The 18860-nt window shown below is 74.3% G+C and carries 15 protein-coding genes; 3 read left to right on the top strand and 12 right to left on the bottom strand.

What is annotated here, in order from left to right:
* Positions 1-3: 3 nt before the first annotated feature.
* The 7 genes from RY076_RS08825 to RY076_RS08855 all read right to left on the bottom strand — a co-directional run bounded on the left by RY076_RS08825 (position 4) and on the right by RY076_RS08855 (position 7909).
* Positions 4-1143, bottom strand: coding sequence for an AAA family ATPase (locus RY076_RS08825; protein ID WP_323097285.1), 1140 nt, complete (start codon positions 1141-1143; stop codon positions 4-6).
* A complete protein-coding gene (locus RY076_RS08830; protein WP_323097286.1) occupies positions 1140-2540 on the bottom strand; it encodes a DUF4350 domain-containing protein in 1401 nt (466 codons plus the stop codon). The genes RY076_RS08825 and RY076_RS08830 overlap by 4 nt, the downstream gene beginning before the upstream one ends.
* Positions 2537-3208, bottom strand: coding sequence for a DUF4129 domain-containing protein (locus RY076_RS08835; RefSeq protein WP_323097287.1), 672 nt, complete (start codon positions 3206-3208; stop codon positions 2537-2539). The genes RY076_RS08830 and RY076_RS08835 overlap by 4 nt, the downstream gene beginning before the upstream one ends.
* A complete protein-coding gene (locus RY076_RS08840) occupies positions 3205-4683 on the bottom strand; it encodes a glycerophosphoryl diester phosphodiesterase membrane domain-containing protein (RefSeq protein WP_323097288.1) in 1479 nt (492 codons plus the stop codon). Before RY076_RS08840 ends, RY076_RS08835 begins: the two co-directional genes overlap by 4 nt.
* Positions 4684-4867: 184 nt before the next feature.
* Positions 4868-5974, bottom strand: coding sequence for a ScyD/ScyE family protein (locus RY076_RS08845; protein ID WP_323097289.1), 1107 nt, complete (start codon positions 5972-5974; stop codon positions 4868-4870).
* Between the two features lie 220 nt (positions 5975-6194).
* Positions 6195-6680 carry a hydroxyphenylacetyl-CoA thioesterase PaaI gene (gene paaI / locus RY076_RS08850; protein WP_323097290.1) on the bottom strand — a complete coding sequence of 162 codons (486 nt, stop codon included), beginning with the start codon at positions 6678-6680 and terminating at the stop codon, positions 6195-6197.
* Positions 6677-7909 (bottom strand): 3-hydroxyacyl-CoA dehydrogenase NAD-binding domain-containing protein, encoded by a 1233-nt coding sequence (locus RY076_RS08855; RefSeq protein ID WP_323097291.1) that lies wholly within the window; start codon positions 7907-7909, stop codon positions 6677-6679. The genes paaI and RY076_RS08855 overlap by 4 nt, the downstream gene beginning before the upstream one ends.
* A gap of 407 nt (positions 7910-8316) precedes the next feature.
* Here RY076_RS08855 and RY076_RS08860 point away from each other — a divergent pair, with 407 nt between their 5' ends.
* Genes RY076_RS08860 through RY076_RS08870 form a run of 3 tightly spaced genes read left to right on the top strand, consistent with a single transcriptional unit; the run spans position 8317 to position 12387 of the window.
* A complete protein-coding gene (locus RY076_RS08860) occupies positions 8317-9186 on the top strand; it encodes a C40 family peptidase (protein ID WP_323097293.1) in 870 nt (289 codons plus the stop codon).
* A gap of 10 nt (positions 9187-9196) precedes the next feature.
* Positions 9197-10924 carry a phenylacetic acid degradation protein PaaN gene (gene paaN / locus RY076_RS08865; RefSeq protein ID WP_323097294.1) on the top strand — a complete coding sequence of 576 codons (1728 nt, stop codon included), beginning with the start codon at positions 9197-9199 and terminating at the stop codon, positions 10922-10924.
* On the top strand, positions 10921-12387 hold the full coding sequence (locus RY076_RS08870) for an MFS transporter (RefSeq protein ID WP_323097296.1): 1467 nt from the start codon (positions 10921-10923) through the stop codon (positions 12385-12387). Before paaN ends, RY076_RS08870 begins: the two co-directional genes overlap by 4 nt.
* 22 nt (positions 12388-12409) lie before the next feature.
* Here the strand turns inward: RY076_RS08870 and RY076_RS08875 are convergent, their stop codons facing one another.
* The 5 genes from RY076_RS08875 to RY076_RS08895 all read right to left on the bottom strand — a co-directional run bounded on the left by RY076_RS08875 (position 12410) and on the right by RY076_RS08895 (position 18745).
* The gene (locus RY076_RS08875) at positions 12410-12790 is read right to left on the bottom strand and encodes a DUF1304 domain-containing protein (protein ID WP_323097298.1); all 381 of its coding nucleotides are present in this window, start codon (positions 12788-12790) and stop codon (positions 12410-12412) included.
* Between the two features lie 89 nt (positions 12791-12879).
* Positions 12880-15873 (bottom strand): AAA family ATPase, encoded by a 2994-nt coding sequence (locus tag RY076_RS08880; RefSeq protein ID WP_323097299.1) that lies wholly within the window; start codon positions 15871-15873, stop codon positions 12880-12882.
* Between the two features lies 1 nt (position 15874).
* Positions 15875-17071, bottom strand: coding sequence for an exonuclease SbcCD subunit D (locus RY076_RS08885; RefSeq protein ID WP_323097300.1), 1197 nt, complete (start codon positions 17069-17071; stop codon positions 15875-15877).
* A gap of 146 nt (positions 17072-17217) precedes the next feature.
* Positions 17218-17595 (bottom strand): phage holin family protein, encoded by a 378-nt coding sequence (locus tag RY076_RS08890; protein WP_323097301.1) that lies wholly within the window; start codon positions 17593-17595, stop codon positions 17218-17220.
* A 4-nt stretch (positions 17596-17599) separates the two neighbouring features.
* Positions 17600-18745, bottom strand: coding sequence for a 6-phosphofructokinase (locus tag RY076_RS08895; RefSeq protein ID WP_323097303.1), 1146 nt, complete (start codon positions 18743-18745; stop codon positions 17600-17602).
* Between the last annotated feature and the right edge of the window lie 115 nt (positions 18746-18860).

Here is an 18860-nt window from a genome sequence, read left to right on the forward strand (position 1 = left end):
CGGTCACCGGGGGACGGGGACGGACGAGAGCGCGCTGTCGAGGACGGCCGCGATGCTGACGCCCTCGAGCTCGGCCTCCGGGCGGAGGGCCAGGCGGTGCGCGAGGGTGGCGTGCGCGAGGGCCTTGACGTCGTCGGGAGTGACGAACCAGCGGCCGTTGAGCCAGGCCCAGGCACGGCTCGTGGCGAGCAGCGCGGTGGCACCGCGCGGGCTGACGCCGAGCGAGATCGAGGGCGACGTGCGGGTGGCCCGGGCGATGTCGACGATGTACGCAGCGATCTCCGGTGACACCTCGACGCGGCGGACGGCCGCGGCGCCGGCCTCGAGATCGGCCCGGCCCGCCACGGCCCGGATGCCGGCGGTCGACAGGTCGCGCGGGTCGAACCCCGAGGCGTGCCGCTGGAGCACGGCCACCTCGTCCTCGCGCGGCGGCAGCGGCAGCGTCACCTTGAGCAGGAACCGGTCGAGCTGCGCCTCGGGCAGCGGGTAGGTGCCCTCGTACTCGACGGGGTTCTGCGTGGCGGCGACGAGGAACGGCGTCGGCAGCGGTCGCGGGTGGCCCTCGACGCTGACCTGCCGCTCCTCCATCGCCTCGAGCATCGCCGACTGGGTCTTCGGCGGCGTCCGGTTGATCTCGTCGGCGAGGAGCAGGTTGGTGAAGACCGGACCCTCGCGGAAGGTGAAGTCGGACGTGCGCGGGTCGAGCACGAGCGATCCGGTGACGTCGCCGGGCATGAGGTCGGGGGTGAACTGGACCCGTTTGGTGGTGAGGTCGAGCGCGGCGGCGAGCGAGCGGACGAGGAGCGTCTTGGCGACGCCGGGCACGCCCTCGAGGAGCAGGTGGCCGCGGGCGAGGAGCGCGACGATGGCCGCGCTCACCGCGGCGTCCTGCCCGACGACGGCCTTGGCGACCTCGGCCCGGACGGCGTTGAGCGCCTGGCGCGCCGCATCCGAGGCGTCGTCGGAGGCGGCATCGGGCGACGCGTGGTGGGCGCGGGAGGGCACCGGGGCGTCATGCGTCGGGTCGGGCACCGGGGTGACGCCGTTGGTCGGCGTCGTCGGCGTCGTCGGCGTCGTCGGGTCCGGCTGGGCCACCGGGGCGCCGGGTGCCTCGCTGGTCTGGGGTTCGGGCGTCTGGCTCATGCGGTTCGCACGCTCTCCTCGAGGTCGGCCAGTCGCTGCGCGAGCAGCAGCAGGTCGCGGTCGGTGGTCGGGTCGGGCCCGTCGAGCAGGCGCTCGACGTCGGTTCGGGGGGTGCCGGACGCCCGGGCGGTGGCGTCGACGAGGGCGGTGACGGGGGTGGAGCGCGGCAGGCCGAGGCGGTCCGCGAGCCGGGTGTGGCTGCCGACGCGCAGGGCGCGCGCCGCGAGCGGCCGGTCGGCGGCCCGGTGGTAGAGCCGCCCCCGGGCCTCGGTGGTCTCGGCGGCGCGGACGACGACGGGCAGCGGCTCGACGACGAGGCGCCCGAGCCGCCGGCCCCGCGCCAGCGCGAAGGCGACGACGGCCGCCGCGAGCAGCCAGGCCGCCGGCCCGAGCCAGTCGGGCACGCCGCGGCCGGGGTCGGCGACGTGGTCACCGGACGGGTCGACCGCGTCGAGGTCGGAGAGGCCGGGCACGTACCAGAGCAGGTGCGAGGTGGGCCCGAGCGCGCGCAGGGTCATCGCGGCGTGGGCGTCGTCGAGCACCTGCCCGTTGCTCACGGCCCGCTTCGAGCCGAGGACGACCGTCTCGGGGGCCTGGCCCTCACGGGGCAGCACGACGAGGGCCCCGGACTCCCCGGACTCCCCGGAGTCCGACGCGTCCGAGCTCGTGTCCCCCGGGCGGAAGCACAGGGTCGCGCCGGCGCCCGAGCGGACGGCCGCGCCAGATCCACTGGCCGCGCCGGACCCACTGGACGCGCCGGACGTGCTGCCCTCGTCGAGGACGGCGTAGCTGCTCCAGCTCGCGGTGAGCCGGTCGGTGGGGTCGGCGACGTCGGACGTGCAGCCGGCGCTGCGTGCCGCAGCGCCGCGGTCGATGACGGTGAGCGGCAGACCGAGGTCTTCCAGCTCGACGTCGTCGGGCTCGACGACGACGAACCGGCGGGTCTGCTCGACCGCGCGGGTCAGGCGCTCCGCGGCGCCCTGGCCCAGGTAGCTGGCGTCGGTCAGCACGACGGTCCAGTCGGTCCGCGAGTCGGAGGAGTCGAGCGTCCGCTCGAGGTCGTCGATGCTCCGCGCGACCGACACGTCGACGTCGTGCCCGCGCAGCACCTCGGCGACGGCGTGGGCGCCGCCGTGGCCGGTGTCGTCTGGGTCGAGGGGCAGGCCGGAGACGCGCGGCCCGGTGACGACCATGACGAGCAGGCCGATCGCCACGGCGGCGGCCACGAGGAGGGCGAGGACACGGACGACCGTGCGACGCCCGCTGCGCGGCGCTCGCGGCGGCACCGTCGTGTTCCACGCGGGAAGCCCGGGCGTCGAGACCCCGGTCGGCTCCGGCGTCGGGGACTCCGTTGACGCGCTCGACGCGCTCGACGCGTCGCGGGTCGGGGTGCTCACCGGGCACCCCCGGCGCCCACGGCGGCGGCGCTTGCCGCGGCGAGCACGGGACGCGTCGCCCGCAGCCGGGCGTCGAGGTCGAGGACCCCGCGTGCGTCGGCGGCGCCCACCGGGACCCGGCCGTACACGACGCGGTCGAACAGGTCGGCCGCACCCCGGACCTCGCCGGCCTCGCCGGGGAAGACGCCCGAGAGTGCGGCCCCGATCTCGTGGGCGGTGCGGCCCGGCACGTCGTCGAGCAGGGTGCGCTCTGCCGCGGACGCCGCGACGGCCCGGAACGCGTCGGCCGTCGCCGCGGCGGCGTCGCCCCGCGCGAGCGCGGCCTCGGCGCGCGACCGGTAGTCGGCAGCCGTGAGGTGCGGTTCGTCGAGGACTCCGCCGCTCGCGCGGGCGCGCGAGGCCGCGGGGGAGCGCCGCACCGCGACGAGCAGGATCGCGGCGACGACGAGCGCGAGCACGACGAGCACGACGGGCAGCGCCCAGCCGGGTGCCGGGGCCTGGCCGCCGATCCCGGCCAGCTGCTCGTTGAGCCAGTCGAGGAACCGGTCGAGCGGGGTGCGGTCGTCGGCGTAGGCCGGCGAGGAGAGCTCCTCGGCCAGCCAGGCACGCGCCTGCTCGACGGTGGGGTCGAGGGGCGGGCTCTGGGGCAGCAGCGCAGCGGGCGTCACGGGACCTGCGCGTCGCGGCCCTGCTGCGACTGCTGGAGCAGCGCGACGTCGAGGCCCTCGTAGCGGATGCGCTGGTCGACGTAGAGCAGCGAGTCGACCCCCGCGGTGAACGGCGTCGTGAGGACGCTCTGCACGAGGACGGTGCCGGCCTGCACCAGCACGAGCACCCACGCGGTGCTCGTGGGCGAGTCGCTGGTCATGAAGCCGACGAGGAAGCCGAGCGGCGCCGTGATGACCGCGCCGGCGATGGCGGCGACGATACCCGTGAGCAACCGGATGCCGAAGATCCGCCAGAAGCCGCGCTTGCGGGTCAGCGTCCACGAGCGTCGCAGGGCGAGCGTCGGGCCGGCGCCCTCGAGCACGACGATCGTCATGGCGAAGCCCCACCGCACGCTGAAGAAGACGAAGAGGACGACGAACGCGACGAAGACGAGGAACGTCACGAAGGCCGCGGTGCCTCCGCCGCCGTCCCCGCTCCCGATCCAGGTGGCGACGACGATCCCGACGAGGGCGCCGAGGGCGAGGAAGGCGGCCAGGCCGATGAGCAGGACGACGCCGAGAGCCGGCAGGATGCGGCCGCGGGCGGCGCGGACCGTCTCGCCGAGGCCGATGCGCCGGCCCTGGACGCCCTGGCCGATGACGACGGCCATGAACAGCGGCAGCAGCAGCGCGGTGGCGTACATGGCGAGCTGGGGGACCAGGGAGGCGAGGGTGCCGCCGAGGAACGCGGAGGTGCTGCCGGAGGAGTCGGCGTAGCCCCCGAACGCGGGGTCGAACGACGAGTCGAAGCTCGCCGTGCGGGCCGTGACGGTCGAGGCGATCCAGATGCCCAGGAGGGTCAGCGGCACGAGGACGACCGCGGTCGTGACGAGTGCGAGCCCGATCGTGGCCGCCGGGTTGCCCCGGACCGCCGTCATGACGCCGCCCCAGATCTCGCCGAGGTTCAGCGGCCGGAGCGGGATGATGCCGGGCTTCGGGGCCAGCTGCGGCGGGACCCAGCCCGGCGGCTGGACGGGGGCGGGACGTCCCGGGCCGGACGCCTGGGGCAGCGGCGTGCCAGACGGCGGCGGGTAGGCGGGGCCGGGCGGCGGGGTGCCGACGCCACCGGGGGGAGGGTAGGCGCCGCCGGGCGCCGGGTGGCTCGCGTCGGCGGGCGGCACCGGGGCGGGGCCCGCCGTCGGCTGCTGGCCCCACCACGCCGGCGGCGGGTACGCGGAGCCTGAGGTGCCGGGCGCGTCGGACTGTGGGACGGGGCCGGTCGGCGCGGCACCGGCCGGCGGTCCCCAGCCGGCGTCGGACGTCGGGTCGCCGGCCGAACCGTCGGACGCGTCGGACACGTCGCCGAGGGCGTCGGGCACGGCGTCGCCGGAGGTGTCGCGTGACGTGTCCCCCCGCGCAGCGCCGGTCGCGTCACCGGTCGCGTCACCGGGCGGCGTCGACGCCCCCGGAGCGGTCCACCCCTGTTGGTCGCTCACTGTCTCCGAACCTCCCTGTCGGTCCGCGGCAATGTACCCCGCCGGGGCCGCCCGCCGTGGTGGGAGATCCACAATCGTCACGACTCCGTGTCCGGCCCCGCTCGCTGGAGGGCACGGACGGTGGACGACGCACCGGCCCGCGACCCGAGGAGGGTCGCGGGCCGGTCCCCGAAAGGGCAGGGCGTCAGCGCTTGAAGCGCATCACCGATCCGTCCGCGAGGACCTGTCCCGTCTCGAAGTCGACGTTCCCGAGCTGGCCGACGTAGAGATAACCGCCGTGCACCTCGACCGACACCGCGCCGTCGAGGGAGCGCGCGAGGCTGACCTTGCCGCCCGAGATCTTCGAGATCCTGCCGCCGAACAGCTCCGTCACGTAGACGGTTCCGTCGTCGGAGACGGCGAGGTTGGTGGCGCCGAGGAAGCCGCCGGCGACGCGCGTCGCAGCACCGGTGCTCGGGTTGACGCGGTACACGGCACCGCGGGCGCCGAGGCTCGGGTCCTCGGGGCCGCCCGGCAGGACCGACACCCAGAGCATCCCGTGGCTGTCGACCTCGACATCGGTCGGCACGGGCTCGAAGGCGTACGTGACACCGACGAGGCAGTCGAGCGAGCCGGCAGGAGCGCCCATGCCCGCTGCGAGGCCGTCGACCATCGCCTGGGTCAGCGTGACCGGCTGTGCCGGAAGGACGCTCACCGTCGAGACGTGTCCTCGGGCGTCGACGCGCAGGATCGCGTTGGCTCCCGCGTCGGCGACGAGCCAGCCCGAGCCGGACCGCGCCACGGAGTAGGGGTGGCTGTCGATGATCCCGTTGTACGTCGCAGCGCCGCCGGTCAGGCCGCCGAGGATCGCCTCCGCGCACGGGTTGCCACCGGCGACGATCCCGTAGGTCGACGACCCGTCCGGGTTGTGGGCGGCCTCGTAGCCGCTGATGTCTGCCGAGACGTCCGGCCGGCCCTGCGTGCGAACCGTGAGGCCCGTCGAGCTGTGGTCGTTGTTCGACCACGTCCACGCCAGGGACTTGCCATCGGCGGACAGGTCGACGCCGGAGACGTCCATGCCCGGCATGGACACGACCGTGCCCCCGCCGACCTGCGAGACGGAGCCGCTGAACCCGTCGGCGACGTAGACCTTCTGCTGGTTCACGGCCACGTTGAACGGCAGCACGGCCGAGCCCAGGTTCCGCTCCCAGTTGCGGCTTGCTCCGGACGCGGCCGGTGTGCCGGCGAGACCGGCGACGGTCACCGCGCACGCGACGACGGCGGCGGTGCGCAGGCGAGCGTTCATCCCCATGTGAGTCCCCTCGTTCAGTCGTAGGAAGGCGTCCCCCGAGCCCCCGCCGCCTCCCGCGGCGTCCCTCGACGTCGTGCCCCGACCGTAGGGGAGCGGTACTAGTCACCGACACCGATTCACGACGATCCGCCGAAAGTCGTCCGATGCGCCCGACTTTGTCACGAGTCCGCGAAATGCCTTGCGCTGCATGACTTTTCGCGAGATGTCCGGCGTGTCCGGCTCAGCGGGGTCGGGCGACCGACCTGCTCCGACCCCTGAACTCGGCGACGACCGCACCGTCGTCGGCGCGGGTCACCGTGACGTCGGTGAGGCCGCTGCGGCCGTACGCGGTGCGCACCCGCGCGTCGGCGACGAGCACGTCGCCGAGGCGTCCGGGCGTCGTGAAGGTGACGTCGGCGCCGGCCGCGACGGTGAGGGCGCCGCGCGAGTTGCAGGCCAGCGCGAACGCCGAGTCGGCGAGGGTGAAGATGAAGCCGCCGTGGCAGATGTCGTGGCCGTTGACCATGTCCTGGCGCACCGGCATCCGCACCACGGCGTGGTCGCGCTCGAGCAGCACCGCCTCCATGCCGAGCCGTCGGGAGGCCTCGTCGTCGGCCCACATCTGCCGGGCGAACGCGACGCCGTCGGCGGGGTCGTCCACGGAGGGGCCCGACGCGTCAACGGTGCCCGACGCGTCCGGGGCGCCGGACGCCTCGTCGGGCGTCACGCGAGGCTCCCGTCGGTGAGCGCGGGGCTCGGCCGGTACCGGCCGCCGGGGAACGCGGCGTCGAGCTCGGCGACCTGGTCGGCCACCACGTCGAACCCGATCTCGCGGCCCCACGTGATGGGGCCCTTCGGGTAGCGCGTGCCGAGGCGCATCGCGATGTCGACGTCCTCGGCGCTGGCCTCCCCGCGGTGCACGAGGTCGACGGCCTCGTTGACGAGCATCGCGAGCGTCCGGGCCAGGGGGTCGGTCTCGAGCGGGCCGCCGACGAGCCGCTCGGCCAGCTCGATGTCGGGCACGGCGTCGATCGGGTCGCCGTCGGCGTCGTAGGTGTAGACGCCGGCTCCGGTCTTGCGGCCCAGGCGACCCGAGGCCACGAGCTGCCGCTGGAGGTCGGTGGGGGTGTAGCGCTCGTCGTGGCCGGTCTGCTCCCACACCGACGTGCCGACCGCGAGGTTGACGTCCTGGCCGATGAAGTCGGTCAGCTCGAGCGGGCCCATCGGGAAGCCGCCCTCCTCGCGCAGGATCCAGTCGACGGTCGCGGCGTCGGCCACGCCCGCCTGGACGATGCGCTGGGCCTCGCCGTAGAACGGCCGCGCCACGCGGTTGACGATGAAGCCCGGCGTCGAGGCGCACCGCACCGGCGTCTTGCCCCACGCCTCCATGAGCGTCGTGGCGTGCTCGACGTAGGCGCGCGAGGTGGCCGAGCCGTGCACGACCTCGACGAGGCGCATGACCGGCGGCGGGTTGAAGAAGTGCAGGCCGAGGACGCGCTCGGGGTCGGTGACGTCGCGGGCGATGTCGTCGATGTCGATGCTGCTCGTGTTCGTCGCGAGGACCGTCGTCGAGGGCTGGTGCTCGGCGAGCTGGGCGAAGAGGCTGCGCTTGAGCTCGAGGTTCTCCGGCGCGGCCTCGATGACCAGCGCGCACTCGGGCAGGCCCTCGATGCCGTCCTGGGCGACGATGCGCCCCAGCGCCGCGGACGCCGACGCCTGCTGGACGCGGCCCTTCGCGACGAGGCGCTCGAGCGCGGCGCCGATCTTCTTCCGGGCGGACGCGGCGGCGCCCGGCACCACGTCGACGAGGACGGCCTCGTGCCCGGCGACGGCGGCGACCTGCGCGATGCCGGCTCCCATCGCGCCCGCGCCGATCACGGCGACGCGCCCGAAGGGGCTCGTCGGCACGTCGTCGGGGCCGTCGGTCCGGGTGCTCGTGTCGAGGTCGGGGTCCATGGCCCCATCCTGCCCACACCTCGGGAGTGACGGGACCTTGGGCCGTGCGGCCGCCGGTGCAGCAGGGCGAACCTGAAGGTGTGGGACGCCCCCGTCCGAGCCGGGTCTGGCTCGTGGGCACCTTCGCCCTCGTGGTGCTCGCGGGATGCGGAGCGCCGGGCGCCACCACCCCCGCCACGTCCCCGGGCGCTCCGACAGCGGCCACGGCTCCTCCCACGCCACCGGGCGCGTCGGGTCGCGCCTCGACGAGCCCGTCAACCGGCGCATCGCCCACGACCCGACCGACGGCGGCACCGACCACCTCGCGCACGCCCGGCGCGACGGCCCCGCCGCGGCCGACGCCCTCACCCACGTCGTCACCCCTCCCGACGTCGGGGCTGCGGGTCGGTCGCGCCGCATGGGTGTCGGTGTCCGTCGCCACGCTCTGGCGGTCACCAGCGTCGCCCCGGCCCGTCGACCTGCCGGCCCTGCAGGCTCCGGCAGGGATCCGCACCTGGCTGGCGGCGATGAGCCTGTCCGACCGCCGCGGGCTCAGCGGGCGAGCCGACACCCAGGCCCTGCTCGGTGAGCGCGTCGTCGTCACGGCACGCCGCGGCTCCTGGGTGGCCGTCGTGGTGCCCGACCAGCCCTCACCCCTCGACGCCCGCGGCTACCCGGGCTGGGTGCCGGCGGTACAGCTGACCGCGGTCGCTCCGCGCGCGTCGGTGCGGGAGGCGACCGTCACCGCGAGGACCGCATGGCTGCGGGAGGAATCGGCGGCGTCGGGGCGCGTCGTGGAGGTGAGCTTCGGCACCCGCCTGCCGAGCGTCGGGATCGCCGGCGCGTGGGTGCGGGTGGCTCTGCCCGGCGGCCGGGTGCTGCGCGTGCGCGCGGGCGACGTGTCGGTCGTCGCCGCCGGCGCGCCAGCCCTCTCGCCGGCGGGCACCGCACGCGTCACCTCCGCGAGGCAGTTCGTCGGGCTGCCCTATCTCTGGGCCGGCACGTCGGGCTTCGGGTTCGACTGCTCGGGCCTGACGCACCTCGTGCTGCGGGTGCACGGCGTGCGTATCCCGCGGGACGCGGGCCCGCAGTCGCGCTCCGGGCGTCGTGTCGGCCCGGGCGACCTGCGGCCCGGTGACCAGCTCTTCTACGCCGCGTCGGGCACGGTGCACCACGTGACGACGTACGCCGGTGCCGGCCTCGTCGTGCACGCGCCGCGCACCGGAGCCGTGGTCGAGGTCGTGCCTGCCTCGACGCCGTCCCTCGCCGCCGAGTTCACCGTCGCGCGGCGCTACTAGCATCGAGGGCGTGACTGCACCGGCAACGACGCCCGCCACCCACCCGCTGCTCGACCGCCACGCCGGCGTCCTCGACGAGATCCGTCAGGCGCTGGCCGGCCGCACCTACTATTCGCGCTACCCCGAGTCGCCGAGCCCCCGCGTCTACGGGGAGGACGCCGCGAAGGAGGGCCTCGCCGCCCACGAGGCGCACCTCGGCGCGCCGTTCGCGGCGCTGGCGAGCCAGCCGACCGACGGCACGTCCGTCGGCAGCGAGGTGTCGCCGTACGGCCCGGCCCTCGACGTCACCTACCCGGCGCTCGACCTCGACGCCGGCCTCGACGCGGCCCGGGCCGCCATGGCCGCCTGGCGCGACGCCGGCCCGCAGGTCCGCGCGGCCGTGTGCGTCGAGATCGTCGACCGCATCAACGCGCGGTCCTTCGAGATCGCCAATGCCGTCATGCACACCTCGGGCCAGCCGTTCGTCATGTCGTTCCAGGCCGGCGGCCCGCACGCCCAGGACCGCGCCCTCGAGGCGGTCGCGGCCGGGCTCGTCGAGCAGGAGCGCGTGCCGGCCTCGGTCCTGTGGGAGAAGCCGGGCAAGGACCGCGAAGGCAATCCCGCGCCGCTGCGGATGCAGAAGGACTACCGCATCGTGCCGCGCGGCGTGGCCCTCGTCATCGGCTGCAACACCTTCCCGACGTGGAACGCCTACCCGGGCATCTTCGCCTCGCTCGTCACCGGCAACGCCGTCGTCGTCAAGCCGCACCCTCGGGCCGTGCTGCCGCTCGCGATCACCGTGGCCGCTGCGCGCGAGGTGCTGACCGACGCCGGCTTCGACCCCGCGCTCGTGCAGCTCGCGCCCGAGGCCGACGGTCAGGGCCTGGCGAAGGTGCTCGCCGAGCGGCCCGAGGTCGCGATCATCGACTACACCGGCGGCCCGACGTTCGGCGCGTGGCTCGAGGAGCACGGCGCCGCGCTCGGCAAGCTCGTCTACACCGAGAAGGCCGGCCTCAACACCGTCGTCGTCGACTCCACCGACAACCTGCGCGGCACCCTCGGCAACCTCGCCTTCAGCCTGACGCTCTACTCCGGCCAGATGTGCACGGCCCCGCAGAACCTCTACGTGCCCGCCGGCGGCGTCGACACCGACGAGGGCCACCTGTCCTTCGAGGAGTTCGGCGAGAAGCTCGCCGGTGCCGTGTCGCGCCTCACCGGCGACGACGCCAAGGCCGTCGAGCTGCTCGGCGCGACCGTCAACGACCAGGTGCGCACCAACGCCGACTCGCTCGACGACCTCGCCGGTGACGCGGAGGGACGCGTCGTGCTCGAGTCCCGACGCATCGTGCACCCCGCGTGGCCCGACGCCGTCGTGCGCGCGCCCGGGCTCGTCGCCGTCGACGTCGCCCGCGAGGACGTCTACACCCAGGAGTGCTTCGGGCCGGTCGGCTTCCTCATCCGCACCGCCTCCACCGAGCAGTCGCTGGCCCAGCTCGCCGACACCGTCCGTGAGCACGGCGCCATGACCGCCGCGGTGTACTCGACCTCCGAGGACGTGCTCGACCGTGCCCGCGAGGCCGCGGCCGACGGCGGCGTCGCCCTGTCGGAGAACCTCACCGGCCAGGTGTTCGTCAACCAGACCGCCGCGTTCTCCGACTTCCACGGCACCGGCGCCAACCCCGCCGCCAACGCCGCGTACACCGACGCGGCGTTCGTCGCGAACCGGTTCCGCGTCATCACCTCGCGCAGGCACGTGTGACCACTGACGAGGGCGTGCGGCACTCCGACGCGGCGGGTGTGTCGGAGGCGTCGGGCATCGCGGGTGTGCCGGTCGTGCCCGTAGACCGGGCTGCCTTGCAGCGCAAGGTGGTCCGCACGCTCGTGGGGTCGCAGGTGCTCGGCGGCGTGGGCATGGCGTGCGGCATCGCCGTCGGGGCCCTCATCGCCGAGGACCTCAGCGGCACCGAGGCGCTCGCCGGCGTCGGCACCACATCGCAGGTGCTCGGCACGGCGCTGCTCACCATCCCGGTCGCCCGCGCGACGGCCGCGCGGGGTCGACGCGTCGGCCTGCGGCTCGGCCTGTCGGTGGCGTTCGTCGGGGCCGCGCTCGTGCTCGTCGCCGCCGTGCTGCGCTCGTTCCCGCTCTTCGTCGTCGGCATGTTCCTCTTCGGCGGCGGCACGACGGCCAACAACCAGACGCGCTACGCCGCGGCCGACCTCGCCGAGCCGGCGCGTCGCGGCCGCGACCTGTCGATCGTCGTGTGGGCCACGACGATCGGCTCGGTCGCCGGGCCGAACCTCGTCGGCCCGGGCAAGGCCGTCGCGCACGCGCTCGGGCTGCCCGAGCTGGCCGGCGTCTTCACGTTCTCGCTCGTCGGCTTCGTCCTCGCCTGGCTCGTCGTCGACCGCCTCCTGCTGCCCGACCCGCTGCTCACCGCCCGCCGTCTCGACGCCGAGGCCCGCATCGCGGACGCCGAGTCCCGACGCGTGGACGCCGCAGCGTCCGGCGCGACGGGCGCGACCGGCGTCGACGGTGGAGAGGCGGCGGCAGCGGGTGCTGCGGCGACCGCCGACCCGGCGGCGGCGTCGGTGGCCGACGTGCCGAACCACGACGGCTCGATGCGTCGCGGGCTGGCTGTCGTGCGGGCCAACCCCCGCGCCCTGCTCGGCATGCTCGTCATGGCGCTCGGGCACCTCGTCATGGTCAGCGTCATGGTGATGACCCCGATCCACATGAAGCACGGCCACGCCGAGCTCGAGGTGATCGGGTTCGTCATCTCCATCCACATCCTCGGCATGTTCGCCCTGTCGCCGCTCGTCGGGATGGCCGTGGACCGGTGGGGCAGCCAATGGGTCGCGACCGTCGGCGGTGCGGTGCTCATGGTGGCGGCCGTGCTGGCCTCGTGGACCCAGGCCGGTTGGTCGGGCCTGCTCCTCGCCGCGCTCTTCCTGCTCGGCGTCGGCTGGTCGTGCACCCTCGTGTCCGGCTCGACGCTGCTCACCGCCGCGGTCTCGACCGACGAGCGGCCGGCCACCCAGGGCCTGGCCGACGTCGTCATGGGCCTGGCCGGTGCCACCGGGGGTGTGGCGGCGGGCATCGTCGTCGGGTCGCTCGGCTACGGCGCGCTCGCGTCGGGCTCGGCCGTCGTCGGCGTCGTCATCCTCGTGCTCGGAGCCGCGTCGGTCGTGCGCACCGGCGGCCCGGCCCCGGCCTCCGCCTGAGGCGTCCGGGAGAGCCCGGTCGTCAGGCGAGGAGCGTCAGCACGAAGCCGACGAGCGGGATCGTGCCCTGGGTCAGGGCTGCGCGCAGGTAGCCGGGCCCGGTCGTCGTCAGGACGAGGGCGGCGGCGACCATCGAGCCGGTGCAGAAGAGCATGAGGGTCGTGCCGGCCGCGTCGTGGCCCGTTGCGAGGAGCACGATGCCGAGGATCGCGCCGACGCCGAGGAACAGGTTGTAGAAGCCTTGGTTGTAGGCCATCGGGCGGGTCGTGTCGGCGGCGGCCTGGTCGGCGACGCCGAACCGTCGCCACACCTCGGGCCGGGTCCAGCCGACCGACTCCATCCAGAAGATGTAGACGTGCAGCAGGGCGGCCAGGCCCACGACGACGCTCGCGACGACGCTCATGTCCGCAGCGTAGGCCCGCGGGTGCGTCAGGGCCCGGTAGGCGCTCGGGGCCGTCGGCGGCGTCGGGCGCCGGCGACCGTCAGGCGTGCTCAGGCGGTGACGCGCAGGGTCGAGGTGCGGTCGGGCCGGACGAGCACCTCGATGCGGTCGGCGACGCGCGACTTCAGCTCGGTGACGTGACTGATGATGCCGACGGTGCGCCCGCCCTCACGCAGCCCCTCGAGGGTGTGCATGACGTCGTCGAGGACGTCGGGGTCGAGCGTGCCGAACCCCTCGTCGACGAAGAGCGTGCCGAGGTCGACGCCGCCGGACTCGGCCCGCACGACCTCGGCCAGCGCGAGGGCGAGCGCGAGCGACACGTAGAAGGTCTCGCCGCCCGAGAGCGTGCCGACCTCGCGGACCTGGTTGGTGTGCATGTCGTGGACGCGCACGCCGAGGCCCGACTTGGCGTTGCCCTTCTTGGCGTCCGAGTGCTCGAGCGTGTACCGGCCGCCGGAGAACCGCGCGAGCTCGGTGTTGGCCGCCGACAGCACCTCAGTGAACCGGCGGATGAGGACGTACTTGGCGAGGTCGAGGTTGAGCTGGTTGTCGCCGTTGCCCGACACGAGCAGCCCGACACGGACGGCGTCGGCGGTCTCGGCGATGACGGCGGCGTTGCGTTCGAGGGCCGCCGTGATGTGGACGACACGCTGCTTGGTGCGGGTCACCTGGCCGCGGAGGGCACCGTGGTCGCGCGCGGCCTCCTCCATCTCCTTCTTCGCGGTCTTCTCCAGGGCGACCATCGGCTCGAGGTCGTCGAAGAGGGCGCCGAGCTGGACGTCGGCGAGCTCGGGCCCGGACAGCCCAGCCTTGACCCGCGTGCAGGCGGTCTCGAAGTCGGCGATCTCCTTCTCCTGCGCGGCGATCCACTCCATCGGGCGGTCGGCCTCGAGCCACTGCCCGACGTCGGTGAACCCGGCCGCGTGCAGGTCGGCGTCGCGGGCGGCCTCGTCCTCGGCGACGCTCGCCCGTGCGACGTCGCGGGCCCCGAGGGCGTCGACCAGCGCGTCGACCCGCGACGCCTCGCCGCTCAGCGCCTCGCGCCGGGCCGCGACGCTCGGGTGGCCGTCGCGAGCCACCTCCACCTCGGCTGTCTCGGTGTCGACGCGTTCGGCGAGCTGCTCGACGCCGTGCTCGAGCCGTGCGACCTCTGCGGTCAGCGTGGTCGACGCGTCGGCGAGCTCGGTGTGGCGGGCGCGCAGGGCGGTGACGCGCTCGGTGCCCCGGGCGACGTCGTCGCGGGCGGATAGGGAGGCGGTGAGGTCGGCAGCCGCCTGCTCCGCGGCCGCGCGGGCTGCGTCGAGGTCGAGTCCGCCGGCGGCGGCGGCTAGCTCGCGCACCTCCGCCCGAAGACTGCCGAGGGCCTCGGCGCGGTTAGTGGCCGCCTCGCGGAGCCCGGTCACGGCGTCCTCCCGCTCGGCGACCTGCTCGGCAGTGACGGCGTCGGCGGTGGGCCGGGCCGGCGCAGGGTGCTCGACGGAGCCGCACACCGGGCACGCCTCGCCCTCGCGCAACGCGAGCCCGAGCTCGCCGGCGATGTCGTCGATGCGGGCCCGACGCAGGTGCGCGAGGTCGGCCTCGCCCGCGCGCAGCGCCTCGAGGGCGCCGGTGGCTGCGGCCTCGGCAGCCGGCACCCGGGCGAGCGCGGCGGCGTGGGCCGTGGCCGACTCGAGACGGCGGTGCGCCGACTCGGCGGCGTGGGCCCGCACGTCGAGGAGCGACACGAGGTCGCGGGCGGCGGCGAGGGCGGTCTCGTGATGCTCGAGCGTGGCCGGCAGCCCGGCGAGCTCGGCTCCGACGGCGTCGAGCCGGCGGCGAGCGGCGCCGACGGACCGACGCGCCTCGTCGAGCCGGTCGCGGCGGGTCGCGACGGCCCGCTCGAGCTCGAGGGCAGAGGCGAGGCCGCCGATGACCTCGCGCAACGACGCTGCGGCCACCCGCAGCTCGGCCACGGACCCGTCGCGCACCGACGGGTGGACCTTGACGCGCGCCGCACCCAGCAGCGACTCGGCCCGCTTGAGCGCGGCCTCGCTCTGCGCGAGGGTGCGCACCGCCCCGGCCACCGGACGGGCCTGGCGTGCCAGCGACACGGCCCGGCGCAGCTGGTCGAACTCGACCGCCCGGGCCCCGAGGCTCTCGTCCTGCCGCTGGAGCTCGAGGAGGCGCTCGCGGCGCTGCATCCGCAGGCGCGCGTCGCCGACCATCGAGGCCATCTGCTGGTGCGACTCGATGGCCTCACGGCTGCGCTTGGCGGCGTGTCGCTCGCGGGTGACGAGGTCGTCGAGCACTTCGGCGAGCTCGGCGGCCAGCAGGTCGGGCGCCGACCGGCTCGTCTCCAGGAGGGTGTCGCGGGCGTCGTCGTCGAGCCCGGCCGACACGGCGAAGGCGTGGACGGCGTCGCGGATCTCGGCGACGGCACCGGCGCGGCGGGCCTGTGCCGCGCGCCCGGTCTCGACGACCTCGTCCTGCACGCGTCGGAAGAACGCGGTGCCGAAGACCTTCTCGAGCAGCTTCCCCTTGTCCTCGGACCGCGCCCGCAGGAACGTCGCGAACTCGCCCTGCGGCAGGATCACGGTCTGCACGAACTGGTCGCGGGTCAGCCCGACGGCGCGGGTGATCTCGTCGTCGCAGTCGCCGAGGTTGCTCGACAGCAGCTCGCCGCCGAGCAGGTCGTCGGGGGTCTGGACCCGCCACAGCTTGACCGACGGGTTCTGCACCGTCGTGCCCTCGCCGCGGGACTTGGGTCGCTCGAAGCGAGGCGTGCGCTGCACCCGGTAGATGCCGCTCTGCGTCTCGAACACGAGCGTGACGACCGGCACCGTGCGCGGGTCGGCGTGGTGGGAGTGGATGCGTTCGACGTCGGCCGACGCCTGGGCCACCTTGCCGTAGACGGCGAAGGTGACGGCGTCGATGATCGTCGACTTGCCCGAGCCGGTGGGCCCCTCGAGGAGGAAGAGCCCGGCGCGCCCGACGGCGGCGAAGTCGATGGTCTCGGTGCCGGCGTACGGTCCGATCGCCGTCATCGACAGGTGGTGCAGCTGCACGTCACCCCACCTCCTGCGCCTCGGCGAGGTGCTGGGCTTTGACCGCAGCCTCGTAGCCGGCCGCGAAGACGTCGACCTCGCCGCTGCTCGCCTCGGTCTTGGTGACGTAGGCGATGAAGTCGGAGCCGAGCTCGCGCGGGTCGCGCTCGCTGACGACGGTCGTGCTCGCCCTCGCCCGCTGGACGGTGCCGTCGGGCTCGTGGAAGACCTGCAGGGCGTGCGGGAAGCGCGACTTGACGCGGTCCATGAGCGAGTCGGGGCGGACGCGGTCGGTGACGGTGACGCGCACCCACGCCGCTTCGGCAGACGCGTGCGTGGGCGACTCGAGGAGCTCCTCGAGGGTGCCCCGCAGCGTCGCCATCGCCCGCGGCTGCGCGATCTCGACGGGGGCGACGCGGGCCGGGCCCGACGCATCGAGGTCGACGAGGAGCGCCACCTTGGTGTGGTCCTGCTCGGAGAAGGAGTAGCGCAGCGGCGAGCCCGAGTAGCGCACCACCGAGCCCTCGGCCGACTCGGGCGCCTGCGGGCCGTGCAGGTGCCCGAGCGCCGCGTAGTCGATGCCGTGGAACGCGGTCCCGGCGACGCGGTCGACGCCGCCGACCATGATCGAGCGCTCTGAGTCGCTCGGCTCGGCGCCCGCGACGAAGGCGTGCGCGAGGACGACGGAGCGAACGCCGGGCCGGTCGGCGAGGTCGGCGCGGATGCGGTCGCAGGCGGCGCTGACGACGGCCTGGTGCGATCGCGGCAGCGGGTCGCCACCACCGGCCAGGGCCACGCGGGCGTGGTCGGGGTCGAGGTAGGGGATGCCGTAGATCGCCGCGCGCACCCCGTCGCTGCCCTCGAGCAGGACTGGCAGGTCGAGCTGGCCGAGGTCGGTGACCATGCGGATGCTCTCGCGGAACAGGCCCGCGCCGTAGCCGAGCCGGATCGCGGAGTCGTGGTTGCCGGAGGTGACGACGACCGTGGTGACGGCCGACAGGCGCGAGAGGGTCCACTCGAGCAGCTGCACCGACTCGACGGGCGGCACGCCGCGGTCGTAGACGTCGCCGGCCACGAGCACGGCGTCGACCGGGATGCCGTCGGGAGGCGACTCGACGAGCTCGCAGAGGCGCTCCAGGACGGCCGTCTGCGCCTCGTGGAGGTTGACGCCGTGGAGCGTCCGCCCGAGGTGCCAGTCGGAGGTGTGGAGCAACCGCATGCCACGACGGTAGGACCCGCCGCCGACACGGCCGAAGCCGACACCCCGGACGGACGCGCGACACCCCGGATGGATGCGCGACGACACCACCGGACGCCGAGAGCCCGCCCCCGCGTCGGGGACGGGCTCTCGGCGTCGGTGAGGCGTCAGTCGCTCTTGACGAAGCTGAGGATCATCGAGACGAACGTGATGATGAGCGAGCCGAGGATGGCGTCCCAGAAGAAGTGCTCGACGTGGAAGGACAGGTCGAGCTTGCCCGAGATCCACGACGTCAGCTGGAGCATCAGGGCGTTGACGATGAAGACGAACAGCCCGAGCGTCAGGATGATGAACGGCAGCGACAGCAGCTTGGCGATGGGCCGGACGAACGCGTTGATGATGCCGAAGATCAGCGCGACGATGACGACCGTCTTGACGATCTCGCCCGTCGAGCCCTCACCGAACGTGATGCCGGGGATGAGCCACGCGGCGACCCAGAGGGCGACGGCGTTGATGACCGTCTGGAGCGCGAAGTTGATGAGCATGCGCTCAGTGTTCCACGGGCACGTCCGGGATGTGGTGGTCCGTCACGACACCGCCCCGGATGTCGCCGTGCTGGTCCCCCGGCGCGTAGCCGGGCAGCCCCGGGTGCTCGTCGCCGGGGATCCGCGGCTGGAACATCGAGTTGAGCCGCAGCAGCTCGGGCTCGACCATCTTGAGGTGGCTGATGGCCTCGGCCACGGGGACGCGCTCGATGCGGCCCTGCTGGAGGGCGACCATCTGGCCCCATGCGCCCTCCATCGCGGCCTCGACGGCGGCGACGCCGAAGCGGGTGCCGAGCACACGGTCGAAGGCGACGGGCGAGCCGCCGCGCTGGATGTGGCCGAGGGCCGTCATGCGGCTCTCGATGCCGGTGCGGCCCTGGATCTCGCGGGCGAGGATCGAGCCGATGCCGCCGAGGATCTGGTGGCCGTACTTGTCGACCTCGGGCGGCGGGATCTCGATGGTGCCCTCCTTGGGCACCGCGCCCTCGGCGACGACGACGATCGTGGCGAACCGGCCCTTCTTGTGCCGGTGGACGATCCGCTCGCACACCTCGTCGATGTCGAAGGCCTCCTCCGGCGTCAGGATGATCGCCGCGCCGCCGGCCAGGCCCGACCACACGGCGATGTGGCCGACGTGCCGGCCCATCACCTCGACGACGAGGACACGGTGGTGCGACTCGGCGGTCGTGTGGAGCCGGTCGATGGCGTCGGTGCAGATCTGCACGGCGGTCTGGAAGCCGAACGTCATCTCGGTCAGGGAGATGTCGTTGTCGATGGTCTTCGGGACGCCGATGACCGGGAAGCCGTGCTCGTGCAGCCGGTTGACGACGCCCATCGAGCCCTCGCCGCCGATGCCGATGATGGCGTCGAGGCCGTGGCGGTCGTAGGCCTTGCGGACCCGCTTGAGGCCGTCCTCCTGGGCGAAGGGCTGGTCGCGGCTCGTGCCGAGGATCGTGCCGCCGAGGGGCAGGATGCCGCGGCACCGGTCGACGTCGAGGATCTCGTAGTCGTTGTCCATGACGCCGCGCCACGCGTTGCGGAAGCCGATGACGGTGCTGTCGTAGGTGACCTCCGCGGCGCGGGTGGCGCCGCGGATGACGGCGTTGAGGCCGGGACAGTCTCCGCCTCCGGTGAGGATGCCGATGCGCATGAGCTGGACTTTCGCTGTGTGGGCACGATGAAGGATGTCGAGGCGGCTCTGACGCGACGATGTGAGCCTAGCCACACGCGGCCCACCACGTCAGTGGAGCGTCCAGAGGCCGGGC

It is taken from the genome of Intrasporangium zincisolvens (genome assembly GCF_034724055.1).
GTDB classification, from domain to species: domain Bacteria; phylum Actinomycetota; class Actinomycetes; order Actinomycetales; family Dermatophilaceae; genus Monashia; species Monashia zincisolvens.